Genomic DNA, 25109 nt, shown 5'->3' on the forward strand with positions numbered 1-25109 from the left:
CCTCAGGCGGAAAATCAGCGTTTCGGGGCGGCCGCCAGCGCGCGATAACGCTGATCGGCAAAGCGCGTCCTTACACCGAGCGTCGAACCGAAGCGGAGGCCGCGGCCCCGGGCGATGGCGTCGAGGCCAGGCGATGCGGCCAAGGCCGCGCCCGGAAGAAGGAGCGCCGCAGCGCCCGCACCGATCATGTCGCGCCGGCTGAGCTTCATGTTGAAAACGCCTCCACCGTGGCGCCCGCGCCATGCGCGGCAAGCGATGTCAGATGACGGACCAGGGCGCCGCGCACCCCATCATCAGCGGCAAGCGCCGGCGGGAAGATCGCATCGATCGACAGCAGCGCATCGACCTGTGCCTCCGGGTCGCTGAGGCCCTGCAGCCGCGAGGCAGTGAGCGCGGCGAGCGGATCGTCGACGACATGGGCATTGCCGGCATCGTCTCGTCCGCCTTGCCAGCGCATCCAGGCGGCGACCGCGAGCGCAAGCGCATCGACGTCGAGCCCCTTCGCCCGCCGCGCCGCGATCGGTGCGAGCAGGCGCTGCGGCAGCTTCTGCGAGCCGTCCATCGCGATCTGGCGGGTGCGGTGCTGGAGCGCCGGATTGGCGAAGCGTGCCATCAGGGCGGTCCGATACCCAGCGACATCGAGCCCTGGCGGCGGCGAGAGAGTCGCCTCCGCCTCGTCCCACAGCGCCTCGACGAAACGGGCGAAGGCAGGGATCGCGACGACCTCATGCACGAAGTCGATTCCGGCAAGCCCGCCGAGATAGGCGATCCCTGAATGGGCGCCGTTGAGCATGCGCAGCTTGGCTTCTTCCCACGGCGCGACCGACGCGGTGATCTGGACGCCGAGTGCTTCGAAATCCGGGCGCGGCCCGCAGAAGCGATCCTCGATCACCCATTGCAGGAAGGGCTCGGCCTTGACCATCGCCCGGTCGGTGACGCCGAGCCTTTCCTCAAGCCCGGCGATGTCGGCCGGGGTGGTCGCCGGGACGATTCGATCGACCATCGTTTCCGGAAAGGCGCCTTTTTGCTCGATCCATGCCGCCAGCGCATCGCTGTGGGCGCGGGCAATGGCGAGCACCGCCTGCTCGAGGCGCCGGCCATTATGGGGCAGATTGTCGCACGAAATCGCGGTGAAGGGCGGCAGGCCGAGGTCGCGGCGCGCGGAAAGGGCCGCCACGAGAAAGCCGGGTGCGGTCTTCGGGGCGCTCAGGTCACTGCAATCATGGGCAACGTCGGGGTCGTCGACGAGCAGCGCGCCGGTCGCCGGATCGAGCTTGTAGCCTTTCTCGGTCACGGTCAGCGTGACGATATGGACGTCGGGGTCGGCCAGCCGCTCGACCAGTCTTTCCGGATTTTCCGGCGCGACCAGCACCTCGCGTACCACGCCCATTACCTTGAGGCTGTCGCCCGATCCGTCGCGGGTGACCAGGGTGTAGAGCCCGTCCTGCGGGTTCATCTCGTCGCGCACGCCGGCGGAACGCAGCGATGCGCCGGTGATGCCCCAGCGGAGGTCGCCCGATTCGAGCGCCGCCTCGAAGACTGCAGCCTGGTGCGCGCGGTGGAAGGCGCCGATGCCGAGATGGACGACGCCGGGTTTGACGGCGGCGCGGTCGTAGGAGGGGACGGTGACGCTTTCGGGAAGCGAACCGATCGTTGAGGTCGACAGGCGGTCCATCATTTTTCTTCCCCGGCGAAGGCCCTACCGGATCCGCCTATAGCGCTGGCGCCCTTCTCCCCCTCTCCTCTCAGGAGAGGGGCAAGCTGCGCAGCAGCGCGGGGTGAGGTTGAGTGAGAGACGATCAGGCTGGTCACCCTCACCCTTCCCGCCGCTTTGCGGCGGGCCCCTTCCCTATCCCGCCGGGAGAGGGGGAAAGCAGCGTTCCGCGACGATTCGATCAGGCGTTCCTTCGCTCGGGAAGAAAGAGGAAAGGAAGAGCGCGCGATCACAGCTTGTACGCCGCCTTGGCCAGATCATAGGCAAGCGCCCGCGCAACCTCGTGCGCTTCGTCCTCCTCGAGCCGGTGCTCGGCCACGAGCTGGGCGAGGAAGCCGCAATCCATCCGCCGCGCGACATCGTGTCGCGCCGGGATCGACAGGAAGGCGCGAGTGTCGTCGTTGAAGCCGACCGTGTTGTAGAAGCCCGCCGTCTCGGTGGCGCGCTGGCGGAAGCGGCGCATGCCCTCGGGCGAATCATGGAACCACCAGGGCGGCCCGAGCCGGAGCGCGGGATAATGGCCGGCCAGCGGCGCAAGCTCGCGGCTATAGGTGTCCTCGTCGAGGGTGAAGAGAATCAGCGTCAGCCGCGGATCATTGCCATAGGCATCGAGCAGCGGCTTCAGATTGCGGACGAACTCGCTCGGCATCGGGATGTCAGCGCCCTTGTCGCGACCGAAGCGCGCCAGCACCGATGGATTGTGGCTGCGGAACGCGCCGGGGTGAAGCTGCATCACCATGCCGTCCTCGATCGACATGCGCGCCATCTCGGTCAGCATCTGGCCGCGGAACAGTTCGGCCTCGGCGGCGCTGGCCTTGCCCGAGCGGACCGTTTCGTACAGCGCCTCGGCCTCGGCGCGCGGCAGGTCGGCGGTGAAGGCGCTGGGATGGCCGTGATCAGTCGAGGTCGCCCCCGCCTCGCGGAAGCGCGCGCGGTGGAAGCGGTGGGCGCGCAGATAGCCGGCGAAGGTCGACACATCCTCGCCGGCCGTCTCGCCGAACCGCGCGATATTGTCGAGAAAGCCGGCGGCCTCGGGGTCCATCACCGGATCGGGCCGATAGGCGGTCATCACCCGGCCCGTCCACCCGCTCGCGCGGATCGCGCGGTGATGGTCAAGCGGGTCGAGCGGGCTTTCAGTGGTGGCGATCGCTTCGATCCCGAAGCGATCGAACAGCGCGCGCGGGCGGAAGGCCGGCGTCTTCAGCGCGGCGTCGATCAGGTCATAATAATGATCGGCGGTCTCGGCTTCGAGCCGCACGTCGATGCCGAAGCCTTCGGCGAACACCCAGTCGAGCCACATCCGCGACGGCGTGCCGCGGAACAGATGATAGTTCTCCGCGAAGATCCGCCAGATCGCGCGGCCATCGGTCGCGGTCGCGCTGCCATCCTCGGTCGGGATGCCGAGCGTCTCCAGCTTCACGCCCTGGCTGTAGAGCATGCGGAAGACATAATGATCGGGCACGATCAGCAATTGCGCTGGATCGGCAAAGGGCTGGTCATAAGCGAACCAGGACGGATCGGTATGGCCGTGCGGGGAAATGATCGGCAGATCCTTCACGCCGGCATAGAGCGCGCGGGCAATGCCCCGAGTCGTCGGCTCGGCGGGAAACAGGCGGTCGGGATGGAGCGTCAGAATCGTCATTGGGACCCTTCGTCATGGGCAAGCGTCGCGGGCTGCCAGCGCGGCACGATCAGGTGCACGACCAGCAGGGCGAGCAGATAAGAGCAGGCGGCAAGGATGAAGATCGGCTGGAAGCTGCCCACCGTCGCCAGGATATAGCCGGCATATTTCGCCATCATGGCGCCGCCGAGAGCGCCCGCCAACCCGCCGAGACCGATCACCGAGCCGGCCCGCCAGCGCGGGAACAGGTCGCCCGGGATGGTATAGACATTGGCCGAGAAGCCCTGGTGCCCGGCACAGGCAAGGCCGATCAGCCCGGCCGCGACCCACATGTTCGGCGCGTGAGTCGCGAAGGCGATCGGCAGCGCGCACAGGGCCATCACGAACATCGCCGTCTTGCGCGAGCGGTTGATGCTCCGGCCCCGGCTGATCAGGCGCGACGAGATCCAGCCGCCGGCAACCGAACCGATATCGGCGAGCAGATAGACCGCGACCAGGGCGGGGCCGAATTCGAGCATCTTCACATGATATTGCTTGTTGAAGAAATCGGGCAGCCAGAACAGGAAGGTCCACCAGACCGGGTCGATCAGGAAACGCCCGGCCATATAGGCCCAGGTCTGACGGTGACGGAACAGCGTGCGGTAATCCCGGAACAGCGCGACCATGCCCTGGGCGAACGAGCGCTTCACGCGAAGCTGGTCGGGCTGGGGCGGATCCGATTCGATGAACGCCAGCTCGGTCGGCGAGACCCGCGGATGCTCGGACGGGCGACGATAGAAGCCGAGCCAGGCGATCAGCCACAGGACGGTCAGCAGGCCAGTCAGGATGAAGGCCCAGCGCCAGCCGAACGCAATGGTGATGATCGGCACGAGCAGCGGGGTGACGATCGCGCCGATATTGGAGCCGGCGTTGAAGATGCCGATCGCGAATGCCCGCTCGCGCTTCGGGAACCATTCGTTTGCGGCGGCGAGCGCCGAGGGGAAGGTGCCCGCCTCGCCGAATGCCAGGGTCAGCCGGGCGATCATCATGCCGGTCGTGGTGGTGAAGAAGATGTGGGAGACATGCCCGATCGTCCACAGGGTGACCGCGACGGCATAGCCGATCTTCGCGCCGACCCGGTCGACCAGCCGGCCGAAGACGACATAGGCGACGCCGTAGGTGAGCTGGAAGGCGACCGCGAGATCGGCATAGCCGCCCTCGGTCCAGTGATATTGCGCGGCGAGATCGGGCTTGAGGACTGACAGGACGAGGCGGTCGATATAGCTGAGGACGACGGCGGCGAAGAGCAGACCGCACACGATCCAGCGGACCTTGCCCGTGGGTTTGGGAAGGGGTGGCGCCCCGGCGCGCGCAGCGGGCATTGCGTTTGCCATCACCAGTTGGTCATCGTGCCGTCTTCAAGGCGGTTCACCGGAAGATAGGCGCGTCGATATTCATGGGTCGCAGCCAGCGCCTCGTCGATGTCGACACCGAGGCCGGGTTTGTCGCCCGGGTGCATCATGCCGTCTTCGAAGCGATAGGCATGGGGGAAGACGGCGTCGGTCTCCTCGGTGTGGCGCATATATTCCTGCACCCCGAAATTCGGCACCGACAGGTCGAAATGCAGCGCTGCCGCCATGCAGACCGGCGACAGATCGGTCGCGCCGTGACAGCCGGTGCGGACATTGTGCATGTCGGCAAAGCTCGCGATCCGGCGCAAATGGGTGATGCCGCCGGCATGGACCACGGTCGCGCGGATATAGTCGATCAGTTGCTCCTCGATGAGCTGCTTGCAGTCCCAGATCGAGTTGAAGATCTCGCCGACCGCGAGCGGCGTCGTCGTGTGCTGGCGGATCAGGCGGAAATTGGCCTGGTTCTCGGCCGGGGTCGCATCCTCGAGCCAGAAGGGGCGGAAGGGCTCGAGGTCCTTGCCGAGCCGCCCGGCCTCGATCGGCGTCAGGCGGTGATGGATGTCATGGAGAAGGTGCACGTCCCAGCCGAGCGCCTCGCGCGCCTTTTCGAACAGCTCGGGCACCGAGCGGAGATATTTCTCGCTCGACCAGAGATTCTCGGTCGGCAGATCGGCATCGGCGGGTTCGTAGAAATAGCGGTCCTTCGACACGCCATAAGTCGAAGCCAGGCCGGGCACGCCGGATTGCAGGCGGATCGCCTTGTAGCCCTGGGATTGATAATGGAGCGCATTGTCGATCGTCTCGTCGACCGTCTTGCCGTTGGCATGACCATAGACCATCACGCCCTCGCGGCTCGCGCCGCCGAGCAGCTGATAGAGCGGCAGCCCCGCGATCTTGCCCTTGATGTCCCAGAGCGCCGTGTCGACCGCGGCGATCGCCGACATCGTCACCGGCCCGCGCCGCCAGTACGCGCCCTTGTAGAGATATTGCCAGATATCCTCGATCCGGTGCGCGTCGCGGCCGATCAGGCAGGGCACGACATGGTCCTGGAGATAGGAGGCAACCGACAGCTCGCGGCCGTTGAGCGTTGCGTCGCCGAGGCCGTAAACGCCCTTGTCGGTCTCGATCTTCAGCGTCACGAAATTGCGCCCCGGGCAGGTGACGATGACGCGGGCGTTGGTGATCTTGGGCATTGATGCTTCCAGCTAGGCGATCGTGACGATCGCCGATTGTACCCTGGCCGAACTGTTGCCGGCCATGATTTCGACCCGGCCCGGCTCGACGACTTCCTTCATGTCGACATTCCAGATCCGGAAAGCCTCCGGCCCAAGCGTGAAGCGCAGCGTGCGCGTTTCGCCGGCGGCGAGCGTGACGCGCTCGAAGGCCTTCAAGGCCATCACCGGCTGGGTGACCGAGGCATCGAGGTGGCGGATATAGAGCTGGACGACTTCGTCGCCGGCGCGCTTGCCGCTGTTGATGACGTCGACCATGACGGTGACGGTGCCGTCGGTCGCGATGCGCGAGGCCGATAGCGAAGGCGCGCCGATCTCGAAGCTGGTGTAGCTCAGCCCGTGTCCGAACGGGAACAGCGGCGCTGCATCATCGAACAGATAGCCGCGCCGGGCGCTCGGCTTGTGGTTGTAGAAGAACGGGACCTGCCCGACATCGCGGATCACCGTGACCGGCAGCTTGGCGCCGGGATTGACGTCGCCGAACAACACCTCGGCAATCGCGGTGCCGCCCTCCTGCCCCGCATACCAGCATTCGAGGATCGCGTTGGCCTTTGCCGCCACAGTTGGCCAGCTCGCAGGCCGCCCGTTGATCGCGACGACCACCACCGGCTTGCCGAGCGCATGGAGCGCCTCGAACAGGGCATTCTGTTCGCCGAGCAGATCGAGATCGGCGCGATCGCCGAGATGGTTCTTCGCGAAGCCCTCACGACTGGTCAGCTCGGTGTCGCCGATCGCGAGCAGGATCACGTCAGCGCCGCGCGCCGCCTCGACCGCCTCGGCGATCAGCGCGCGGTTCTTCTCGGGATCGGCGAGCACCACCTCGTTGGCGGTAAGGTCCTCGGTCGTGGTGATGAACACGCCCTGGGCATGGACCACGGCCGCGTCGCCGATCTTTGCGCGGATTCCGTCGAGGAGGCTCACCCGCTGCTTCGGGAAGCTCGAATAGCCGCCGAGCCGGGCGATCGCGGCATTGGGGCCGATCACCGCGACTTTCTGCGTGCCTGCCTTGAGCGGGAGAGTGCCGTCATTGCTGAGCAGGCAGAGACTCTTGCGCGCCGCCTCAAGCGCGAGCGCCCGGGCCTCGGCATTGCCGGTGATCGTCGCGGCGAGCCTGGCGTCGCCATAAGGATTTTCGAACAGCCCGGCGCGGAACTTGAAGGCCAGGAGGCGTGCGACCGCAGTATCGATCGCTGCCTGGCTGACCGTTCCGCTGCGCACCTGCTCGGCCAGCCCGCGATAGGCGAGGCCGTCAGGCAGCTCGCAATCCACCCCGGCGGCCAGCGCCAGCCGCGCCGCGGCGTCGCGATCGGGCGCGACATGATGGATCCGGTCGAGTTCCTCGACAGCGCCATAATCGCTCGCCACGATGCCGCTGAAACCCCATTCGCCGCGCAGCACGTCGTGCAGCAGCCAGCGATTGGCGTGGCTCGGCACGCCGTCAATCTCGTTGTAGGAGGGCATCACCGCGCCGATCGCGGTGCGCTCGACCACGGCGCGGAAGGGCGGGAAGAAATTCTCGCGCAGCTCGCGCACCGAAATTTCGGCCGGGCCGACATTGGTGCCCGATTGCGGCTGGCCATGGCCGGTCATGTGCTTGAGCGTCGCGAACACCTTGTCGGGCGCGAGCCGCTCGTTCTTGCCGACCCCCTGCAGGCCTTCGACCGCGGCGACGCCCATCTCGCCGCACAGATACGGGTCTTCGCCGAACGTCTCCTCGATCCGCCCCCAGCGCGGATCGCGGGCAATATCGACGACCGGAGACAATACATAAGGCACGCCCCGCGCGCGGGCCTCGCGCGCGATCACGCTGTTGACGCGCCGCACCAGGCCGGGGTCGAAGCTGCCCGCCAGCGCGATCGCCTGGGGAAAGCTCGTTGCCTCGGTGGCCATGAAACCGTGCAGCGCTTCTTCATGAAACAGGATCGGGATGCCGAGCCGGGTCTTTTCCATCGCCCAATGCTGCGCGGCATTGTTGAAGGCGATATTGTCTGCCCGCGTCCGCCAGCGCGCCGCGGTGCCGCCCTCGGCGGCGCTGATCCCGGGTCCGCCGCGCTTGTCCGACGGGCGCGAGATCTGGCCGATGCCGTCGGGATAGGCAGTGCTCGCCCTGGTTGGATCGAACGCCAGGCCGTCCATCACATCGGCCTTGGTCGCCCAGAGCGCGATCATCTGCGCGACCTTTTCCCCGAGCGTCATCCGCCCGAGCAGGTCCCTCACCCGATCGGCGATCGGCGCGCGCGCATCCTGGTAGAGAGCGCGTGGCGTCCTGGCGAAAGCGAGCCCCGGCGTCAGCGCAAGCACTGATGCCGAGGAAAGCCAGCCAAGCATCTGGCGCCGGCCAATCGGTGTCGCCACGATGCTCACTGGGTGACGGTGAGCGTCGCGGCCTTGAGATCGACCGAGTTCGGGCCGGCCATGATATCGAACTGGCCCGGCTCGACGACTCGCTTCATGTCGACATTCCACAGCTCGAAGGCGCGGTGATCGAGCGTGAAGCTCAACGTCCTTGCCTCGCCCGGCTGGAGCGTCACGCGCTTGAACGCCTTCAATTCCTTGACCGGCCGAGTCACCGAGCTCACCAGATCATGGACATAGAGCTGGACGACCTCGTCGCCGGCGCGTTTGCCCGTATTGCGGACTTCGACCTTGACCTCGACCTGCCCGTCGGGGCGGATCGTCGGGCTCGACAGCTGCGGCGCGCCAACCGAGAAGCTGGTGTAGCTGAGGCCATAGCCGAACGGGAAAAGCGGGGTCGCCTCGCCGAACAGATAGCCGCGGTGCGCCGAAGGCTTGTAATTGTAGAACATCGGCAACTGCCCGACCGAACGCGGGATCGTCACCGGCAGCTTGCCGCCGGGATTGACGTCGCCGAACAGCACGTCGGCGGCTGCGTTGCCGCCCTGCTCGCCGAGATACCAGCCTTCGATCACCGCATTGGCGCCGGCCGCGACCTTGTTGATCGAGAGCGGCCGGCCGTTGATCATCATCACCACGATCGGCTTGCCGAGCGCCTTCAGCGCATCGAACAGATCCTGTTGCTGGCCGACCAGATCGAGGCTCGACCGGTCGCCGAGATGGCTGTCGGCCCAGGCTTCGCGGCTGGTCTGCTCGGTATCGCCGATCGCCAGCACGATCGTGTCGGCGCCCTTGGCCGCTTCGACCGCGGCGGCGATCCGCTTCACATTCTCGGCCGGATCGGCGAGGGTGACGGTGTCAGCCCACCAATCGTCATTCTCGGTGATCTTGACGCCTTCGGAAGTGACGATGTTGGCGCGCGCGCCGACCTTCGCCTTGATGCCGTCGAGGATCGAGACGGTGACCGGCGGCTCGCCATAATAGCCGCCGAGCCGGGCGACCGCTGCGCTTGGACCGATCACCGCGATGGTCGGCTTCGCAGCCCCCGCCGCGGGAAGCGAGAGCGGCAACACGCCGTCATTCTTGAGCAGCACCATCGACCGCGCGGCTGCGGTCCGCGCCAGCGCGCGGGCCTCGGCATTGTTGGTGATCTTCACCGCTGCCGCGGCATCGGCATAGGGATGCTCGAACAGCCCGGCGCGGAACTTCATCTCGAGCATCTTCCGCACGGCATCGTCGATCAGGGCTTCGGGGACCTTGCCGGCGCGGACCGAGGCGGTGAGCGTCTTGTAGCTGCCGCCCTCGGGCAGATCGCTGTCGACCCCGGCATTGAGCGCCAGCAGCGCCGCCGCGGCCTTGTCGGCGGCGATGTGGTGAATGTCCTGAAGCTGGTCGATCGCGTAATAGTCGCTGGTGATGGCGCCCTTGAAGCCCCATTCGCCGCGCAGCACGTCGTGCAGCAACCAGGTGTTGGCGTGGCTCGGCCTGCCGTCGATCTCGTTATAGGAGGGCATCACCGCGCCCGGGCCGGCGCGCTCGATCACCTGTTCGAAGGGCGGGAAGAAATTCTCGCGCAGCTCGCGCTCGGAGATCGGCGCCGGGCCGATATTGGTGCCGCTTTCGGGCTGGCCGTGGCCGGTCAGATGCTTGAGCGTCGCGAAGACCTTGCCGGGCGCGAGCTTCTCAGGCTTGCCGGCGCCCTCGAGCCCCTCGACCGCGGCGACACCCATCTCGCCGACCAGATAGGGGTCCTCGCCGAAGGTTTCCTCGATGCGGCCCCAGCGCGGATCGCGGGCGATGTCGACCACAGGCGACAGCGCAAGCGTGACGCCCCGCGCCGCGATCTCGCGCGCCACGACGACGTTGATCGCGCGGATCATGTCCGGATCCCAGCTCGAGGCGAGACCGATCGGGATCGGGAAGCTGGTCGCGCCGACCGCGGCATAGCCGTGCAGCCCTTCCTCGTGGAACAGGATCGGGATGCCGAGCCGGGTCTTCGTCAGCGCGTAACGCTGCAGATCATTGACCAGCTCGACCGTGCTCTTGATGCCCCGACGCGGGACGACGCGCGGCGACGAGGGACCGTCAGCATCAGAGGGGCGCGAGAAGCCGCCAAGGCCATCCGGGTACAGCGCCGCGACCTTGGCGATGTCGATCCGCTTGTTGGCGTCGAGCATCTTGGTCTTTTCCTGCCAGACCGTCAGCAGTTGCGCGACCTTCTCCTCGAGCGTCATCCGCTTGAGCAGGTCCTCGACGCGCGCGTCGACCGGCGCGCTGGCATTCTTGTAGAGCGGATGCGCTTCCACCGCCGCCGGCGGCGGCGATGCCGCGCCCAGCGCTACCGGCGCTGCACAGGCGAGCAGGAGAATGAGCGAACGGCGGACAAAGAGCGACGCGGCGGTTGACGGCATGAAGAGACCCCTCCTGTGGATACGGAGTCGTCGGCCAGGCCGCCGCGCCACCGCCTTTTTCTGATAGCGCTACCATGCTAAGTCGGGCAATGTCTGTCAATTGCCGATGGCCGCCAATCGAGCGCCGCGGTTCGCTCGAGAGGGATATATATGGGTCGGCTGATCGCGTGGTGCGCGAGCGTGTTGCTTCTGGCCGGCGCCATGCCCGCATATGCCGAGGACGGCTATGACCTGTGGCTGCGCTATCGCCCGCTGCCCGCCGGGATCCAGGCGCGGGACCGCGCCCAGGCAGCAGCCCTGGTCTATGATGTGGATCGCCACGATCAGTCGATCATCAAGGCAGGCGAGGAAATCGAGCGCGCGCTGGCCGGCATGCTCGGCGCCCAGGTACCGAACTACAGCCAGAGCGTCGTGCCCGGCGCGATCCTGCTCGGCACGGCGGACGAACCCCGCATCAAGGCGCTGAACCTCCCGCTCGGCTCGCTGGGCAGCGAAGGTTATGTGATCCGCAGCGCGACGATCGACGGCAAGGCCGTGACGGTCATCGCGGCCAATAGCGGGGTCGGGGTGCTCTATGGCAGCTTCGCGCTGATCGAGCGTCTCCAGCGCGGGTTGCCGATCGACGGTCTCGACATCAGCGCGGCGCCGAAGCTCAAGTTGCGTCTGCTCGATCACTGGGACAATCTCGATCGCACCGTCGAGCGCGGCTATGCCGGGCAATCGATCTGGGACTGGTGGAAGCTCCCCGACTTCAAGAGCCCGCGCTACACCGACTATGCCCGTGCGAACGCCTCGATCGGCATCAACGGCGCCGTCCTCAACAACGTCAACGCCAAGGCCGACAGCCTGACCGCGCCCTATATCGTCAAGGCAGCGGCGCTTGCCGATGTGTTCAGGCCCTATGGCATCAAGGTCTATCTGTCGGCGCGCTGGTCGGCGCCGATCGAGCTTGGGCATCTCAAGACAGCCGATCCGCTCGATCCGGCCGTCGCTACGTGGTGGAAGGCGAAGGCCGACGAGATCTATGCGGCCATCCCCGATTTCGGCGGGTTCCTGGTCAAGGCCAATTCGGAAGGGCAGCCGGGCCCGCAGGATTATCACCGCAGCCATGCCGACGGCGCAAACATGCTCGCCGCCGCAGTCAAGCCGCATGGCGGCGTGATCATGTGGCGCGCCTTCGTCTATGCGCAGGAGAATCCCGAAGATCGCGCCAAACAGGCCTATGACGACTTCAAGGCGCTGGACGGCAGGTTCGCCGACAATGTCATCGTCCAGGTGAAGAACGGCGCGATCGATTTCCAGCCGCGCGAGCCCTTCCACCCCCTGTTCGGCGCGATGCCCGGGACCCCGCTGATGATGGAGTTCCAGATCACCAAGGAATATCTCGGCATGGCGACTCACCTCGTCTATCTCGGGCCGCTCTACGAAGAGGCGCTCCAGGCCGACACCTGGGCGCACGGCAAGGGATCGACCGTCGCGAAAGTGATCGACGGCTCGCTCGACCATCACGCGCTGACCGGCATGGCGGGCGTCGCCAATATCGGCAGCGACCGGGACTGGGCGGGTTCCACCTTCAACCAGGCCAACTGGTTCGTGTTCGGCCGCATGGCCTGGAACCCCGACGCCTCGGCAAAGACGGTGGCGGGCGAATGGTCAGAGCTGACCTTTGGCCCGAATCCTCAGGTAACCTCGACGGTCGTCGACATGATGACGACCTCGCGCGAGGCAGTGGTGAATTATATGGAGCCGCTCGGCCTCGCTCATATGATGGGCACCGGCCATCACTACGGACCGGCGCCCTGGGTGCATGAGCTCGCGCGGCCCGAATGGAACCCGGTCTATTATCACAAGGCCGATGCGACCGGCATCGGCTTCGACCGGACGAAAACGGGAAGCAATGCCGTCGCGCAATATGCGCCGCATGTCGCGGCGATGTTCGCCGACCCGAAGACGACGCCCGAGCGCAACCTGCTATGGTTCCACCATGTCGGCTGGGACTATCCCATGGCATCGGGCAGGACCCTGTGGGAGGAGCTCGCCGCCCATTATACGCTCGGCGTGTCCCAGGTTGCCGACATGCATGGCAAATGGCGGTCGATCCAGCCGCTCATCGATCCCGAGCGATACGCCAAGACCGATATTTTCCTCTCGATCCAGCAGCGTGAGGCGCAGTGGTGGCGCGATGCGTGCCTTGCTTACTTCGCCAGCGTGTCCGGCCGCCCGCTCCCCGCCGGAGAGGCGCCGCCGGCGCGCAGCCTGGCCGAGTATGAAGCCGTGACTTTCCCCTATGAGCCTGGGAAGTAACCGCTACCATGAGAGAACCCTACCCTGGCATCGGCGGGATTGACAGACGGGAAACATCAGCATAGCAATCAATGTGATCGCTACCATTCGTCGAGGATGAGGCGGCGCGCATTGACCCGACAGAGGTCTGCAGGAGGGATGGAATGGCAATGATACCGCAAGGTCGTCGATGGCCTTCGACTGCGGGCCGCGACCGTCTGGCACAGCCGGGACGGGCTTGCCTGAGCTCAGCCTTGACCTGATGGCCATCTTCAACGCGCAGCAGCGCTCCAGCTTTCAGCGCCCGAACGCGCCCTTCTTCGCCGGCCTTCGCGGCCGCTTCTGATGCGGAGGATGGCGGGTATCCCTTTCCCGCTGCCCTTCTCACTACGGCATGGGCCGCCCTCGCTGCCCATGCCGATTTTTCTCCCCTGGGGCGGCTGGCGCAGGTCGGCCGCCCATCTTGTAAAATCCGCCGATCTTGTGCACCGCATCGCACCAGCAAAGCGATAGGGCGAGGGGAGCACGACGCTTGAAACACCGACCGTCCCGACGGCAACGAACCACCGCCACGATCAGCGACGTGGCCAGCAAAGCCGGCGTCTCCCCCATGACGGTATCGCGGGTGCTGAACGGCGAGACCAGTGTCCGCCCGGCGACCCGCGAACTGGTGAACGCGGCCATCGCGGCGCTCAGCTATTCGCCCAACCCGGCGGCGCGCAGCCTCGCCGGCGCCCAGCCGATCCGGATCGGCCTGCTCTACAGCAACCCGAGCGCCGCCTATCTCAGCGAATTCCTGGTCGGCAGTCTCGATTGCGCGACCCGCGCCAACGTCCAGCTCGTCGTCGAAAAATGCGATGCCGGCGAACATGCCGACGCGGCGGCGCGGCGCCTGCTGGCCGGCGGCGTCGAGGGAATCGTGCTGCCGCCGCCGCTGTGCGATTCGCAAGGCCTGCTTGCCGTGCTGCGCGAGATGGACGGTCTCGCCGTCACGGTCGCGAGCGGCGACCCGAGCCCCGGCTTCTCCGCGGTCAGCATCGACGATCACCGCGCCGCCTTCGAGATGACGCGGCATATCGCCGCGCTCGGCCATCAGCGCATCGGCTTCATCATCGGCAATCCCGACCAGACCGCGAGCGCGCGCCGCCTCGCCGGCTATCGCGACGCGATCGCCGCTGTCGGCATGGCCTATGACGAAGCATTGGTCGTCCAGGGGCTTTTCACCTACCGATCGGGCCTCGACGTCGCCGAGCAGCTCCTCGTCGTGGAAAATCCACCCACGGCGATCTTCGCCAGCAATGACGACATGGCGGCGGCCACTGTCGCGGTCGCGCATCGCCACGGGCTCGACGTGCCGGGTGACCTGACCGTCTGCGGGTTCGACGACACCGCCCTCGCCACGACCATTTGGCCGGAATTGACAACGATACACCAACCGATCACCGACATGTCGTTGGCCGCCGTCGAACTGCTCGCAAAGGAGATACGCGGCCGTCGTGCGGGGCAGCGTGAAGAGCCGAGCCATATCCAGCTCGATTTCACGCTGGTGCGCCGCCAGTCCGATGCGGCACCGCGTCGCCGACCGCCCGTGGTGGCGTCACGTCCGTCCTGATGGCGCTCCCGATTGTGGCGACCGCCGCTTTACGTTACCGGTACCAACGACAGTTTTTCAGGAGAGACCAGTGCAGCGTGAACCCGTAAAGGCCTTCCGGTCGCGTGACTGGTTTGCCGATCCGGAGCGGTCGGACATGACTGCGCTCTATCTCGAGCGCTTCATGAATTACGGCATTACGGCAGCCGAGCTGCGCAGCGGCAGGCCAATCATCGGCATCGCCCAGACCGGCAGCGACCTTTCTCCCTGCAACCGGATCCATGTCGATCTCGCCCGGCGCACCCGCGAAGGCATCCGCGACGCGGGCGGCATTCCGATGGAATTCCCGACTCACCCTATTTTCGAGAATTGCCGGCGCCCGACCGCGGCGCTCGACCGCAACCTCGCTTATCTCGGGCTGGTCGAGATCCTGTACGGCTATCCGATCGACGCCGTGGTGCTGACGACGGGCTGCGACAAGACGACGCCTTCGGGCATCATGGCCGCCTCGACCGTCGATATCCCCGCGATCGTTCTCTCGGGCGGGCCGATGCTGGACGGCTGGCACGAGGGCGAGCTGGTCGGATCGGGCACCGTGATCTGGCGCTCCCGCCGCAAGCTCGCCAAGGGTGAAATCGACGAGGAGGAGTTCCTGCGCCGCGCGACCGACAGCGCGCCGTCCGCCGGCCATTGCAACACGATGGGCACTGCCTCGACGATGAACGCAGTCGCCGAGGTGCTCGGCCTGTCGCTACCCGGCTGCGCGGCGATCCCCGCGCCGTACCGCGAGCGCGGCCAGATCGCGTACGAGACCGGCCGCCGCATCGTCGACATGGCCTATGAGGATCTGCGCCCGTCGAAGATCCTCACGCGGGCGGCGTTCCTCAATGCGATCCGCGCGATCACGGTGATCGGCGGCTCCTCCAACGCGCAGCCGCATCTGATGGCGATGGCGCGGCATGCCGGAGTCGAGCTTCATCCATCCGACTGGACCGAACATGGCTATGACCTGCCGCTGCTCGCCGATGTGCAGCCGGCGGGACGCTTTCTCGGCGAGCGCTTTCACCGCGCGGGCGGGGTGCCGGCGATTCTCTGCGAGCTGGCCGAAGGCGGGGTGCTCGACACCGAATGCCTCACCGTCACGGGCAAGACGATCGGCGAGAATATCGTCGGACGCGAGGCGCGCGACCGCGAGGTGATTCGCGCCTTCGACACGCCCCTGAAGGAGAAGGCGGGCTTCCTCGCGCTCACCGGCAATCTGTTCGACTTCGCGATCATGAAGACGAGCGTGATCTCGGACGAATTCCGCCAGCGCTATCTGAGCCACCCCGGCAAGGAAGGCATTTTCGAAGCGCGCGCGATCGTGTTCGACGGCTCGGACGATTATCACCACCGGATCAACGATCCCGCACTGAACATCGACGAAAATTGCGTGCTCGTCATTCGCGGCGCGGGACCGATCGGCTGGCCGGGATCAGCCGAGGTGGTCAACATGCAGCCGCCTGACGCCCTCATCCAGCGCGGTATCGCCTGGCTGCCGACGCTTGGCGACGGCCGGCAGTCGGGGACGTCGGACAGCCCCTCGATCCTCAACGCCTCGCCCGAGAGCGCAGTCGGCGGCGGGCTTGCCTGGCTGCACACCGGTGACGTGATCCGGATCGATCTCAATGCGGGGACCTGCAACGCGCTGGTCGACGATGCCGAGATCGCGCGCCGCAAGGGAGAGCCCGCGCCGCCGATGCCCGAGAGCCATACCCCCTGGGAAGAGCTGTACCGCGAGAAGACCGGGCAGCTCGAAGATGGCGCGGTGCTCGAGATGGCGATCAAATATCGCGGCATCTCGGCCAAGACGCCGCGGCATAACCACTGATGCGCGTCCGGGCCGTGATTGCCGCGCTGCTGGCGCTGCCGCTCCTTGGCGCGGGGCCGGTCGCGCCGGTCGCACGCTTCGCCTGGTTCGACTATCGCGGCGAGGATCCGGTCGATCGCGCAGTGAAGGCTGGGCCCGATGCGTATCGCAACCCGATCCTGCAGGGCTTCTATCCCGATCCCTCGATTCTCCGGGTCGGCCGCGACTATTATCTCGTCAATTCCAGCTTCAGCTATTTCCCTGGCCTGCCGGTGTTCCACAGCCGCGACCTCGTTTCCTGGACCCAGATCGGCAATGCGATCGACCGGCCCGGGCAATTCGATTTCAAGCAGATCAGCCTGTCGCGCGGCATCTTCGCGCCCGACATCGGCTATCGTGCCGGGACTTTCTATCTCGCCGGCACCTGTGTCGATTGCGGCGGCAATTTCGTGATGACCGCGAAGAGCGCGGCGGGGCCATGGTCCGACCCGCACTGGAACGCGATCGACGGGATCGACCCCTCGCTGTTCTTCGACGCGGACGGGTCGGCCTGGATCCTCAACAACGGCCCACCCGAGGGCAAGCCGCTTTATGACGGCCACCGCGCGATCTGGATCCAGCGCTTCGACACGGCTACGCTGAAGCCCGTCGGCGCGCGGCGCGTGATCGTCGATGGCGGGGTACACCCGGCCGACAAGCCGATCTGGATCGAGGGGCCGCATCTCTTCCGGAAGGACGGCTGGTATTATCTGATCGCGGCCGAGGGCGGGACCGCCGAGAACCATAGCGAAGTGGCGTTCCGCAGCCGGTCGGTAACAGGTCCCTATGAGCCCGGCCCGGTCAACCCGATCCTGACCCAGCGCACGCTCGATCCCGGGCGGCCGCTTCCGATCACCTCGACCGGCCATGCCGATTTCGTCGCCACGCCGAAGGGCGACTGGTGGAGCGTCTTCCTCGGCACGCGACCGTACAAGGGCGATTTCTACACGATCGGCCGCGAGACCTTCCTGCTGCCGGTGCGCTGGCAGAATGGCTGGCCCGAGGTGACTGCGCCGGGCGCGGCCATCCCCTATGTCCATCGCCGCCCCGACCTGCCGCATCAGCCCGCGGCGGCGGCGCCGATGAACGGTGCCTTCCATGTCCGCGACGACTTCGCGGGGGGCAGCCTTGCGCGCTATTGGGTGCAGATGCGGGCGACCGACACGGGCTGGCGCAGGCTGGCGCAAGGCGCGCTCGCGATCGACGCGCGGCCGGTCGCGATCGGTGGCACCGGCCAGGTCTCGTTTCTCGGGCGCCGGCTGCAGCATCATTGGGCAAGCGCCGAGACCCGGCTGAGCTTCGCGCCGGCCCGGGCGGGCGACCGGGCGGGAATCGCGCTGGTGCAGGACACGGCGCATTTCTATGCCCTCTCGCTGGCGCGCAATGCTGGCGGAACGGTAATCGAGATCGAGAAGCGTGACGGCGGTGGCGATCCGGCTGACGGCGTCGTCATCGCCTCAGCGCCTTTTGCCGGCGCAACGGTTCGACTGCGCATCGTGACGCGCGGCGCTGCGTGCGACTTTCTCTACGCCGGCGCTGACGGAGCGTGGCATGTGCTGGCGAAGGATCTCGACGCGACCCTGCTCAGCACGAAACATGCGGGCGGGTTCATCGGCGCGATGATCGGGCCGTTTGCGCGGGCCGGCGGCGAGGACTGACCGGGGCCCGCCCGTCATACATGGGAATGACACAGGCTCAGGCGGTCGAATCGCCGATCGGCATCGGGCAGTTGAATTGCTTCAGGCACGCAGCAGCCTATGTCAGCGGCCCGAAGCCGCCGCGGGGACACCGCACGCGCTTATACCGGAAGTGCCCTGCTCTCGGGGTAAGGTCTTATGCCGCGCCGATCCGCTGCAGCTTGGCCAGCAGCGTCTGCTGATCGAACGGCTTGGTGACATATTCATCCGCGCCGGCACCGATGCCCTGATAGATGTCGGTGGTCTCCGACTTGGAAGTGCAGAACACCACTTTCGGGACCACCCCGCCGTCGATCCGGCGCAGCGCGGCGACGAACTCCACCCCGGTCATGAACGGCATTTCCCAGTCGAGCAGGATCAGGTCGGGCATCGCCACCTTGCAGCGGGCGAGCGCCTCCTCGCCATTCTCGGCCTCGATCACCTGATAGCCGAGATCGGAGATGATTCGATTGGCGACCTTGCGCATCACGCGCGAATCGTCGACCAGCAGGCAGCGCAGTTGGCGCGGCGGCGCGGCAGGGGCGGGCACGGGCGCAGGCGCCGCCGCGACCTGCTGCTCGGCTTCCGCGGACAGGAGAGCGCTTCGGCCGACGGCCTCCGGGCTCAGGCGCTTGATCAGACCCTTAATGACTGCGGTTCCTTCTGGCTGAGGACCTTGCTCGCCGCGGCGACCACGGCCTGGTCCGCTTCCGTCATGCGGACGTGGATATAAGGCACCCAGATCTCGCCGAACTCGGCCTTCTGGTACCACACGTCGATTACGTCATAAGACGCCCAGAAGCCGTCTGGCTGGCGCAGCCGCAGGCCCTCACCAATCCGTGGGACTGCGGCGAAGCGCAGCCCGACCTGGGTCTGGTTCGTCTCGTTCTGGACTTCGATCTCGATCAATTACAGCACCCTCCAGCGCGCCGATGCACCTTAGCGCGTAATTCTTGCCGAAAAGCGAATGCCGGCGACGCAACGCGCCAGGACGGGAAAATCCTTTTCCGACACGCACGCGACGCGTCCTCGCCATCATGATTGCGCGCGATCCCCCCGCCGGAAGGCCCGTACGAGCCGGAATAGGTATGTTACCGGATTACGATAGCCAGGCCCTGAAAGCATGTTACCTGCATGTGGAGTTGTTCCGGGAAATCGAGGGCGTCAATCAAGCCAATGGCATCACGGTCATTCCAGATCATCAGCGGCATGGTGGCGGTATCGTTTTTGGCCGGCGCGGCCATGGCGATGCAGTTTCACCCGCCACCGGGGTTGCATCGATGGGCCGAGATCCAGCGGATTCCCCGGCATCGCGCCGTCTCGACGACCGGTGTCCCGGAACCCTATCGGGCGATGCGCAACCCGCTACCCGTGTCACCCGCGCTCCTCGCCCGGGGTGCGACGGTATATGCCGCCAGCTGCCTTTCATGCCATGGGCACACCGGCAAGGGCGATGGGTCGACGGGTCGGACATTGTCGCCGGCCCCGTTCGACGTCGCCTGGCTCTCCGAAATGAAGATTTCGCGGTTCGATGGCTTCATGTACTGGACCATCGCCGAGGGCGGCCAACCGCTGGGCACGTCAATGCCCGCCTTCAAGGAGACGCTGCCGGCGGACGATATCTGGGCGGTGACTGCCTATATTCAGGCCGGCCTTCCGCGGCATCGCCCATCGCCGCGTTGAACGGCTGCTGTTTTCAGAAAAGAAGGTTTCTCGCAAGAACAGCGCGGGTGACCTCGACACGGCAGCGCTGCGGTCCTCACCACCCGGGCGCCTCAACCGCGATCCGCATCGACAAGGCCACTGATCCCCCCGCGGGCACGACATCGAACACACCATCCGCCCGGTTGAACGCATCCGGCAGGTGGCTGACCGGCTCCAGGCAGCAGAAGCTCTCCCCTTCGGGATGATAGAGATGCAGATCGCGCGCGCCCTCGGCCGACAGGCGCACGATATGATCGCCCCGTTCGAGCGTGGCGAGGCCGTCCCACCCCTCATAGCTGTGGTCGATGAACCCGGCATCCCAGATCGGCGCGCCCGCTGCCCAGTCGCCGAAATGGTCGGCGCCGGCCGCCTCGTTCGGGATCTGGTTCTGGTCGGTGAGCCAGGCGCGGGCCACATTCAGGCGCAGCGTCGTGCCGGGCTGAATCGCGAAATAGGGGTGGAGGCCGATTCCGGCCGGCATCGGCTGGCGCGCCTTGTTGGTCAGCGTCAGGGTGGCGCTGAGCCCTTCCCCGCCCAGCTCGAACAACTGTTCGGCATGCCAGGCCCAGGGCCAGCCATCGCCGCCGCCATGATCAAGCGCCAGCACCGCCTTGCCGGCGCCGGCCTCGACCACTTTCCAGGGGCGCTGCCAGCCGATGCCGTGCAGGCTGTTGGGATGATCGCCGAAATTGAGCGGGAGCTGCACGTCCCGCCCGGCAAAGCCGAAACGGCCGCCGGCGATCCGGTTGGCATAGGGAACAAGCGGGAAGCAGGCGCTTTGCAACGGATCGGTCGCGCCATCGGGGGTGGGACGGAGGATGTCCTCGCGCCTGTAGCGAAGCGCCCCGATCGCGCCCCCGAGGGCGGGAAGGAGATCGAGCTCCCACCCCGCCCCCGCGAGTGCGAGGCTCATCAGCCGACCATGTCCTCGAGCTCTCGGCCGCGCGTCTCGTTGATCATCGCCTTCACGAAGAAGAAGGAGATGAGCGCGCTCGCGGCGTAGAAGCCGTAAGTGATCGGCAGGCCGATATGCGACGCCAGCCAGGGGAAGCTGACCGAGATGGCGAAGTTCGCGATCCATTGCGCGAAGCCCGATACCGCCAGCCCCGAGCCGCGGATCTGGTTCGGGAACATCTCGCCGAGCATGACCCACATGATCGGGCCCCAGCTGAGGTTGAAGAAGATGACGTAGAGATTGGCCGCGATGAGCGCGATCAAGCCGACCTGATCGGACAGATGCAGGCTGCCGCCGGCGAAGCTCGCGGTCGAGAAGCACCACGCCATGACGGCCAGCGTCACCGCCATGCCCGCCGAGCCCACGAGCAACAGCGGCTTCCGGCCGATCTTGTCGACCGTGAAGATGGTGAACACACAGGCCAGGATCGAAAGGCTGCCCGACAGGATGTTGATCAGCAGCGAATCATTCTCGCTGAAGCCGACCGCCTGCCACAGCACCGAGCCATAATAGAAGACGATGTTGATACCGACGAGTTGCTGGAACACGGCAAGCCCGATTCCGGCCCACACGATGGTGCGCAGCTTGCCGGTCGATTTGTCGATCAGGTCGCTGAAGCGCGGGCGATGATGGTCGGCGGCAAGGCTGTCGCGGATCTCGCGGACCTTTTCAGTCGCATATGCCGCGCCGAACAGCTTGGTGAGCACGGTGCCGGCCTCGCCATCCCGGTCCTTGAGCATCAGATAGCGCGGGCTTTCCGGAATCAGCAGCAGCGCCAGGAAATAGATGCCCGCGGGCACGACCTGCGCCCAGAACATCCAGCGCCATGCCGGATGGCCGTGCCAGATCTCGGTGGAGGCGCCCGCCGTGTGCGCGAGCCAGTAATTGGCGAGGAAGGCGCCGGTCAGGCCGGCGATGATCATGACCTGCTGAACGCTCGAGAGCCGGCCGCGGATCGCCGCCGGGGTGACCTCGCTGATATAGACAGGCGAGATGACGCTGGCCGCGCCTACCGCGAGGCCGGCAATGAAGCGTGCCGTGATGAACAGCATTGCCGAGTCGGCCGCGCCGGCGGCAAGGGCGCTGGCGATGAAGATCAGCGCCGCCGACATCATCACCGCGCGGCGGCCGAACAGATCGGCCAGCCGGCCGGCAAGGAAAGCGCCGACGGCACAGCCGGGCAGGAGTGCAGCGACCGCGACGCCAAGCCACCAATCGTCGAGATTGAAGGCTGCCCGCAGCCCCGCCTGGGTGCCGTTGATCACACCGCTGTCATAGCCGAACATGAAGCCGCCGATCGTCGCCACCGCGACGATCAGGCTGATAAAGCCCATATTCGCGCGTTCCGCGCCTGCACTTGCCATTGCTGTTCCCCTCTCCATTATCGTTCTTTTGTAGCGACTTAGCTTTCCAGTGTCCCGACTTCAGTGACCGGCAGCCCGGGCACGTCGACCTCGAAGGCGAACAAATCGCCTGCCTCAGGCTGCGCCTCGAGCGCCGCTGAGTCGAGGCCCTTGCGGGCGCTCGTCACATAGGCAGTCTTCAGCTCGGGCCCGCCAAAGGCGAGCTTGGTGATGTTCGCGGTCGGCAGCGCGACCGTTTCGAGCAGTGCGCCGTCGGGCGCGTAGCGGCGCACGCCCCAGCCGCCGTACAGGCCGGTCCAGACGCAGCCTTCGCTGTCGACCACCGAGCCGTCGGGCCAGCCAGCGCCTTCCTCGATGGTGGCGAAGGCGCGCGCGGCGCCGAGCGTGCCGTCGTCATTGACCGCAACCGCGTGGATCACCTTGCCGAGCGTATCGGTGTGATAGAGCGTCCGCCCGTCAGGCGAGAAGCTTGGGCCATTGGTGATCGAGACCGGATCGAGGCCGGCATGGCGTACCCCGCCGGAATCGAGCGCGTAGAGATGGCCCGTTACGCCCGATTCGGCATCGTCCATCGAGCCGAACCAGATTCGACCATGCGCGTCGGTGGTAGCGTCGTTGAGGCGATTGCCGGGGAGATGCGGCTCGGGCTTCACGATCGTGGCGAATGCCCCGGTCGCCGGATCGAAGCGCTCGATGCCGCGCTGCATGCCGACGATGAAGCCGCCGTCCGCGGCAGGCAGGACCCAGCCGATCTGCGAGGGCGCATCCCAGCTGGTCAGGCCGTTGGTGGCGGGATCGAAGCGGTAGAGACGTTGCTGCTTGATGTCGACGAACCAGAGCGCCTGCTCGCGACCGACCCAGACCGGCCCCTCGCCCAGCGTCGCGCCGACGCTGCAGACTTTCCGCACCGACGACACCGCCATCTCAGCGCCAGCCCGCGTCGACGAAATAATCATGACCGGTGCACATCCGCGCATCGTCCGACGCGAGGAAGAGCACGAGCGCCGCGACATCGGCGGGCTGGACGCGGCCGTTGAGGCACTGCGCGGCGACGATCTCGGCCTCGCCTTCGGGCGTGTACCATTTCATCTGGCGCGGCGTCTCGACATTGCCGGGGACAATCGTGTTGACCCGGATGTTCGACCGGCCGAGATCGCGCGCCATGCTGCGCGTCATGCCCTCGATCGCCGCCTTCGCCGTCTGGTAGAGGATGAGATCAGGCAGCGCGAGATGCCAGCTGATCGAGCCGAAATTGAGGATCACGCCCTGACCGGCGCGCTTCATCGCGGGCACCACCGCTTGCGCCGCGAAGAACTGGTGGCGCAGGTTCACCGCCATCCGCTCGTCCCAATATTCGGGCGTGACTTCAGCGATCGTGTGGCGATCGTCATTGGCGGCATTGTTGATCAGGATATCGACGCCGCCGAGGCTGTCCTCGAGCGTGGCCATGGTCTGCTGGACCGAGGCGGTGTCCGTCAGGTCGCAATGCACATAGAGCGGCGGGTAGGCCGCATCGGGGGTGAGGCGCTCGACCAGCTCGTGACTGGCATCGTCCATCACATCGACGAAGGCGACTTTCGAGCCTTGAGCGACAAAGGCCTCGACTAGGCCGGCACCAATGCCGCTGCCGCCACCCGTGATGATGACGCGCTTGTTCGCCAGGCTGGGATAGATTGCCCGCGCAACGCTCGCGACTTTTGCCTGCAACACCGATTCACTCTCCAAATCAATATCTTCGATCATGACGGCCGGGCGAGCAGCCCGCGCCCAGCGAGATTGCGCATCAGGTCGCCGATCCCGAACTGCCAGGGCGGCGCTGCCTTCGATGTCGTAACTGTGTTGACCAGCCGGCCGATCCGCGGCGCGGCGATGCTGACCCTGTCGCCCACCTTGTGGGTGAAGCCGTGGCCGGGAACGTCGCGATCCTGGGTCGGCGCGAACAGGGTACCGAGGAACAGCACGAACCCGTCGGGATATTGATGCTCGCTCATCGTGTGGCGGAGCAGATTCTCCGGGTCCCGGCTGATCTGGTTCATCGAGCTGGCGCCGGTCAGACGGTAGCCGTCAGTCCCTTCGATCAGCAGCTCGACCTCGGCCTCGCGGACATCGTCCATCGTGAAGCCGTCATCGAACAGGCGAACGAACGGCCCGATCGCGCAGGACGCATTATTGTCCTTCGCCTTGCCGAGCAGCAGCGCCGAGCGTCCCTCGAAATCACGCAGATTGACGTCGTTGCCGAGCGTCGCGCCGACTGCGGTGCCGGCCGAATCGGCGAGGATGACGACTTCGGGCTCCGGATTGTTCCAGGTCGAATCGGAGCGAACGCCGATCTCCCCGCCCCAGCCGATCGTCGAGAGCACAGGCGATTTGGTGAAGACCTCGGCATCGGGGCCGATCGCCACCTCAAGATATTGCGACCACATGCCGTCCTCGATCAGCGTCGCCTTGAGCGCAGCCGCTTCGTCAGAGCCGGGCACGACGGCGCGCAGGCTGCCGCCGATGATTCCTTCGAGCCGCCCGCGCACCTCAGCCGCCGCACCGGCATCGCCCCGCGCCTTTTCCTCGATCACCCGTTCGAGCGCCGAGACAGCGAAGGTGACGCCGGCCGCCTTCACGCATTGCAGGTCGATCGGGCTGAGCAGGCGAAAGGGCGAATCGCCCCCAACGCCGAGGCCAATCTCGTCGAGAGCGCCAAGGGGCTGTCCCGCGCTGTCATCGAAGGCGCGGTCCTCGACCAGCGCCGAAACCGTCGGCGCAACTTTTGCCATATCATGGACAATACCACCGGCGATCAGCACGGGCGTCGGGCCCTGCTTACCGGCGATTCTACCGAGGAATCGACCCTCACGCCAATCCATGGGCAACGCTGCCGCCGCCTTGAAGCTCCCGTCCGCCATCCCACTCCGCTCATTACGTCGTTGATA

At 66.4% G+C, this 25109-nt stretch carries 19 protein-coding genes; 5 read left to right on the forward strand and 14 right to left on the reverse strand.

The window, feature by feature from the left end; genetic code table 11:
- Positions 1 to 14: 14 nt before the first annotated feature.
- The 7 genes from ABD050_RS18555 to ABD050_RS18585 all read right to left on the reverse strand — a co-directional run bounded on the left by ABD050_RS18555 (position 15) and on the right by ABD050_RS18585 (position 10724).
- Entirely contained in the window at positions 15 to 209 is a 195-nt protein-coding gene (locus ABD050_RS18555) for a hypothetical protein (protein ID WP_343890982.1), read from the reverse strand.
- Entirely contained in the window at positions 206 to 1675 is a 1470-nt protein-coding gene (locus ABD050_RS18560) for a mannitol dehydrogenase family protein (RefSeq protein WP_343891021.1), read from the reverse strand. Before ABD050_RS18560 ends, ABD050_RS18555 begins: the two co-directional genes overlap by 4 nt.
- 268 nt (positions 1676 to 1943) lie before the next feature.
- A complete protein-coding gene (uxaC, locus tag ABD050_RS18565; protein ID WP_343890983.1) occupies positions 1944 to 3356 on the reverse strand; it encodes a glucuronate isomerase in 1413 nt (470 codons plus the stop codon).
- On the reverse strand, positions 3353 to 4708 hold the full coding sequence (locus tag ABD050_RS18570; protein WP_343890984.1) for an MFS transporter: 1356 nt from the start codon (positions 4706 to 4708) through the stop codon (positions 3353 to 3355). Before ABD050_RS18570 ends, uxaC begins: the two co-directional genes overlap by 4 nt.
- The gene (manD, locus tag ABD050_RS18575) at positions 4708 to 5919 is read right to left on the reverse strand and encodes a D-mannonate dehydratase ManD (RefSeq protein WP_343890985.1); all 1212 of its coding nucleotides are present in this window, start codon (positions 5917 to 5919) and stop codon (positions 4708 to 4710) included. The genes ABD050_RS18570 and manD overlap by 1 nt, the downstream gene beginning before the upstream one ends.
- A gap of 12 nt (positions 5920 to 5931) precedes the next feature.
- On the reverse strand, positions 5932 to 8286 hold the full coding sequence (locus tag ABD050_RS18580) for a glycoside hydrolase family 3 N-terminal domain-containing protein (RefSeq protein ID WP_343891022.1): 2355 nt from the start codon (positions 8284 to 8286) through the stop codon (positions 5932 to 5934).
- Positions 8287 to 8318: 32 nt separating this feature from the next.
- Positions 8319 to 10724, reverse strand: coding sequence for a glycoside hydrolase family 3 N-terminal domain-containing protein (locus tag ABD050_RS18585; protein ID WP_343890986.1), 2406 nt, complete (start codon positions 10722 to 10724; stop codon positions 8319 to 8321).
- A gap of 150 nt (positions 10725 to 10874) precedes the next feature.
- On the opposite strand from ABD050_RS18585, the gene ABD050_RS18590 reads away from it, so the two are divergent.
- The 4 genes from ABD050_RS18590 (at position 10875) to ABD050_RS18605 (ending at position 18144) form a co-directional block, all read left to right on the forward strand.
- Positions 10875 to 13028, forward strand: coding sequence for an alpha-glucuronidase family glycosyl hydrolase (locus ABD050_RS18590; RefSeq protein WP_343890987.1), 2154 nt, complete (start codon positions 10875 to 10877; stop codon positions 13026 to 13028).
- A gap of 511 nt (positions 13029 to 13539) precedes the next feature.
- Positions 13540 to 14619, forward strand: coding sequence for a LacI family DNA-binding transcriptional regulator (locus tag ABD050_RS18595; protein ID WP_343890988.1), 1080 nt, complete (start codon positions 13540 to 13542; stop codon positions 14617 to 14619).
- A gap of 70 nt (positions 14620 to 14689) precedes the next feature.
- Complete coding sequence (locus tag ABD050_RS18600) at positions 14690 to 16468, forward strand: IlvD/Edd family dehydratase (protein ID WP_425542485.1); 1779 nt, start codon at positions 14690 to 14692, stop codon at positions 16466 to 16468.
- A complete protein-coding gene (locus ABD050_RS18605; RefSeq protein ID WP_343890989.1) occupies positions 16468 to 18144 on the forward strand; it encodes a glycoside hydrolase family 43 protein in 1677 nt (558 codons plus the stop codon). Before ABD050_RS18600 ends, ABD050_RS18605 begins: the two co-directional genes overlap by 1 nt.
- Positions 18145 to 18319: 175 nt before the next feature.
- Here ABD050_RS18605 and ABD050_RS18610 read toward each other — a convergent pair whose 3' ends face one another.
- On the reverse strand, positions 18320 to 18712 hold the full coding sequence (locus ABD050_RS18610) for a response regulator (RefSeq protein WP_343890990.1): 393 nt from the start codon (positions 18710 to 18712) through the stop codon (positions 18320 to 18322).
- Between the two features lie 86 nt (positions 18713 to 18798).
- Entirely contained in the window at positions 18799 to 19071 is a 273-nt protein-coding gene (locus ABD050_RS18615) for a hypothetical protein (RefSeq protein ID WP_343890991.1), read from the reverse strand.
- A gap of 267 nt (positions 19072 to 19338) precedes the next feature.
- On the opposite strand from ABD050_RS18615, the gene ABD050_RS18620 reads away from it, so the two are divergent.
- Positions 19339 to 19845: a c-type cytochrome gene (locus tag ABD050_RS18620; protein ID WP_343890992.1), complete on the forward strand. Its 507-nt coding sequence runs from the start codon at positions 19339 to 19341 to the stop codon at positions 19843 to 19845.
- A 76-nt stretch (positions 19846 to 19921) separates the two neighbouring features.
- On the opposite strand, the gene ABD050_RS18625 is transcribed toward ABD050_RS18620, so the two are convergent.
- Genes ABD050_RS18625 through ABD050_RS18645 form a run of 5 tightly spaced genes read right to left on the reverse strand, consistent with a single transcriptional unit; the run spans position 19922 to position 25082 of the window.
- Positions 19922 to 20779, reverse strand: coding sequence for an aldose 1-epimerase (locus ABD050_RS18625; protein ID WP_343890993.1), 858 nt, complete (start codon positions 20777 to 20779; stop codon positions 19922 to 19924).
- Entirely contained in the window at positions 20779 to 22185 is a 1407-nt protein-coding gene (locus ABD050_RS18630) for a sugar porter family MFS transporter (RefSeq protein WP_343890994.1), read from the reverse strand. Before ABD050_RS18630 ends, ABD050_RS18625 begins: the two co-directional genes overlap by 1 nt.
- Before the next feature lie 38 nt (positions 22186 to 22223).
- Positions 22224 to 23108, reverse strand: a complete 885-nt coding sequence (locus ABD050_RS18635; RefSeq protein WP_343890995.1) for an SMP-30/gluconolactonase/LRE family protein — start codon at positions 23106 to 23108, stop codon at positions 22224 to 22226.
- 1 nt (position 23109) lies between these two features.
- Positions 23110 to 23928, reverse strand: coding sequence for a D-xylose 1-dehydrogenase (gene xylB, locus ABD050_RS18640; RefSeq protein ID WP_343890996.1), 819 nt, complete (start codon positions 23926 to 23928; stop codon positions 23110 to 23112).
- Positions 23925 to 25082, reverse strand: coding sequence for a fumarylacetoacetate hydrolase family protein (locus ABD050_RS18645; RefSeq protein ID WP_343890997.1), 1158 nt, complete (start codon positions 25080 to 25082; stop codon positions 23925 to 23927). Before ABD050_RS18645 ends, xylB begins: the two co-directional genes overlap by 4 nt.
- Between the last annotated feature and the right edge of the window lie 27 nt (positions 25083 to 25109).

The organism is Sphingomonas oligophenolica, from assembly GCF_039522915.1.
GTDB lineage: Bacteria > Pseudomonadota > Alphaproteobacteria > Sphingomonadales > Sphingomonadaceae > Sphingomonas > Sphingomonas oligophenolica.

What these genes read in the sequence shown, in the direction of transcription:
- uxaC (WP_343890983.1), bottom strand. Translation starts at nt 3,356, where the DNA reads ATGACGATTCTGACGCTCCATCCCGACCGCCTGTTTCCCGCCGAGCCG.
- ABD050_RS18580 (WP_343891022.1), bottom strand. Translation starts at nt 8,286, where the DNA reads ATGCTTGGCTGGCTTTCCTCGGCATCAGTGCTTGCGCTGACGCCGGGG.
- xylB (WP_343890996.1), bottom strand. Translation starts at nt 23,928, where the DNA reads ATGATCGAAGATATTGATTTGGAGAGTGAATCGGTGTTGCAGGCAAAA.
- ABD050_RS18625 (WP_343890993.1), bottom strand. Translation starts at nt 20,779, where the DNA reads ATGAGCCTCGCACTCGCGGGGGCGGGGTGGGAGCTCGATCTCCTTCCC.
- ABD050_RS18630 (WP_343890994.1), bottom strand. Translation starts at nt 22,185, where the DNA reads ATGGCAAGTGCAGGCGCGGAACGCGCGAATATGGGCTTTATCAGCCTG.
- ABD050_RS18555 (WP_343890982.1), bottom strand. Translation starts at nt 209, where the DNA reads ATGAAGCTCAGCCGGCGCGACATGATCGGTGCGGGCGCTGCGGCGCTC.
- ABD050_RS18570 (WP_343890984.1), bottom strand. Translation starts at nt 4,708, where the DNA reads ATGGCAAACGCAATGCCCGCTGCGCGCGCCGGGGCGCCACCCCTTCCC.
- ABD050_RS18605 (WP_343890989.1), top strand. Translation starts at nt 16,468, where the DNA reads ATGCGCGTCCGGGCCGTGATTGCCGCGCTGCTGGCGCTGCCGCTCCTT.
- ABD050_RS18590 (WP_343890987.1), top strand. Translation starts at nt 10,875, where the DNA reads ATGGGTCGGCTGATCGCGTGGTGCGCGAGCGTGTTGCTTCTGGCCGGC.
- ABD050_RS18635 (WP_343890995.1), bottom strand. Translation starts at nt 23,108, where the DNA reads ATGGCGGTGTCGTCGGTGCGGAAAGTCTGCAGCGTCGGCGCGACGCTG.
- ABD050_RS18645 (WP_343890997.1), bottom strand. Translation starts at nt 25,082, where the DNA reads ATGGCGGACGGGAGCTTCAAGGCGGCGGCAGCGTTGCCCATGGATTGG.
- ABD050_RS18620 (WP_343890992.1), top strand. Translation starts at nt 19,339, where the DNA reads ATGGCATCACGGTCATTCCAGATCATCAGCGGCATGGTGGCGGTATCG.
- ABD050_RS18585 (WP_343890986.1), bottom strand. Translation starts at nt 10,724, where the DNA reads ATGCCGTCAACCGCCGCGTCGCTCTTTGTCCGCCGTTCGCTCATTCTC.
- manD (WP_343890985.1), bottom strand. Translation starts at nt 5,919, where the DNA reads ATGCCCAAGATCACCAACGCCCGCGTCATCGTCACCTGCCCGGGGCGC.
- ABD050_RS18560 (WP_343891021.1), bottom strand. Translation starts at nt 1,675, where the DNA reads ATGGACCGCCTGTCGACCTCAACGATCGGTTCGCTTCCCGAAAGCGTC.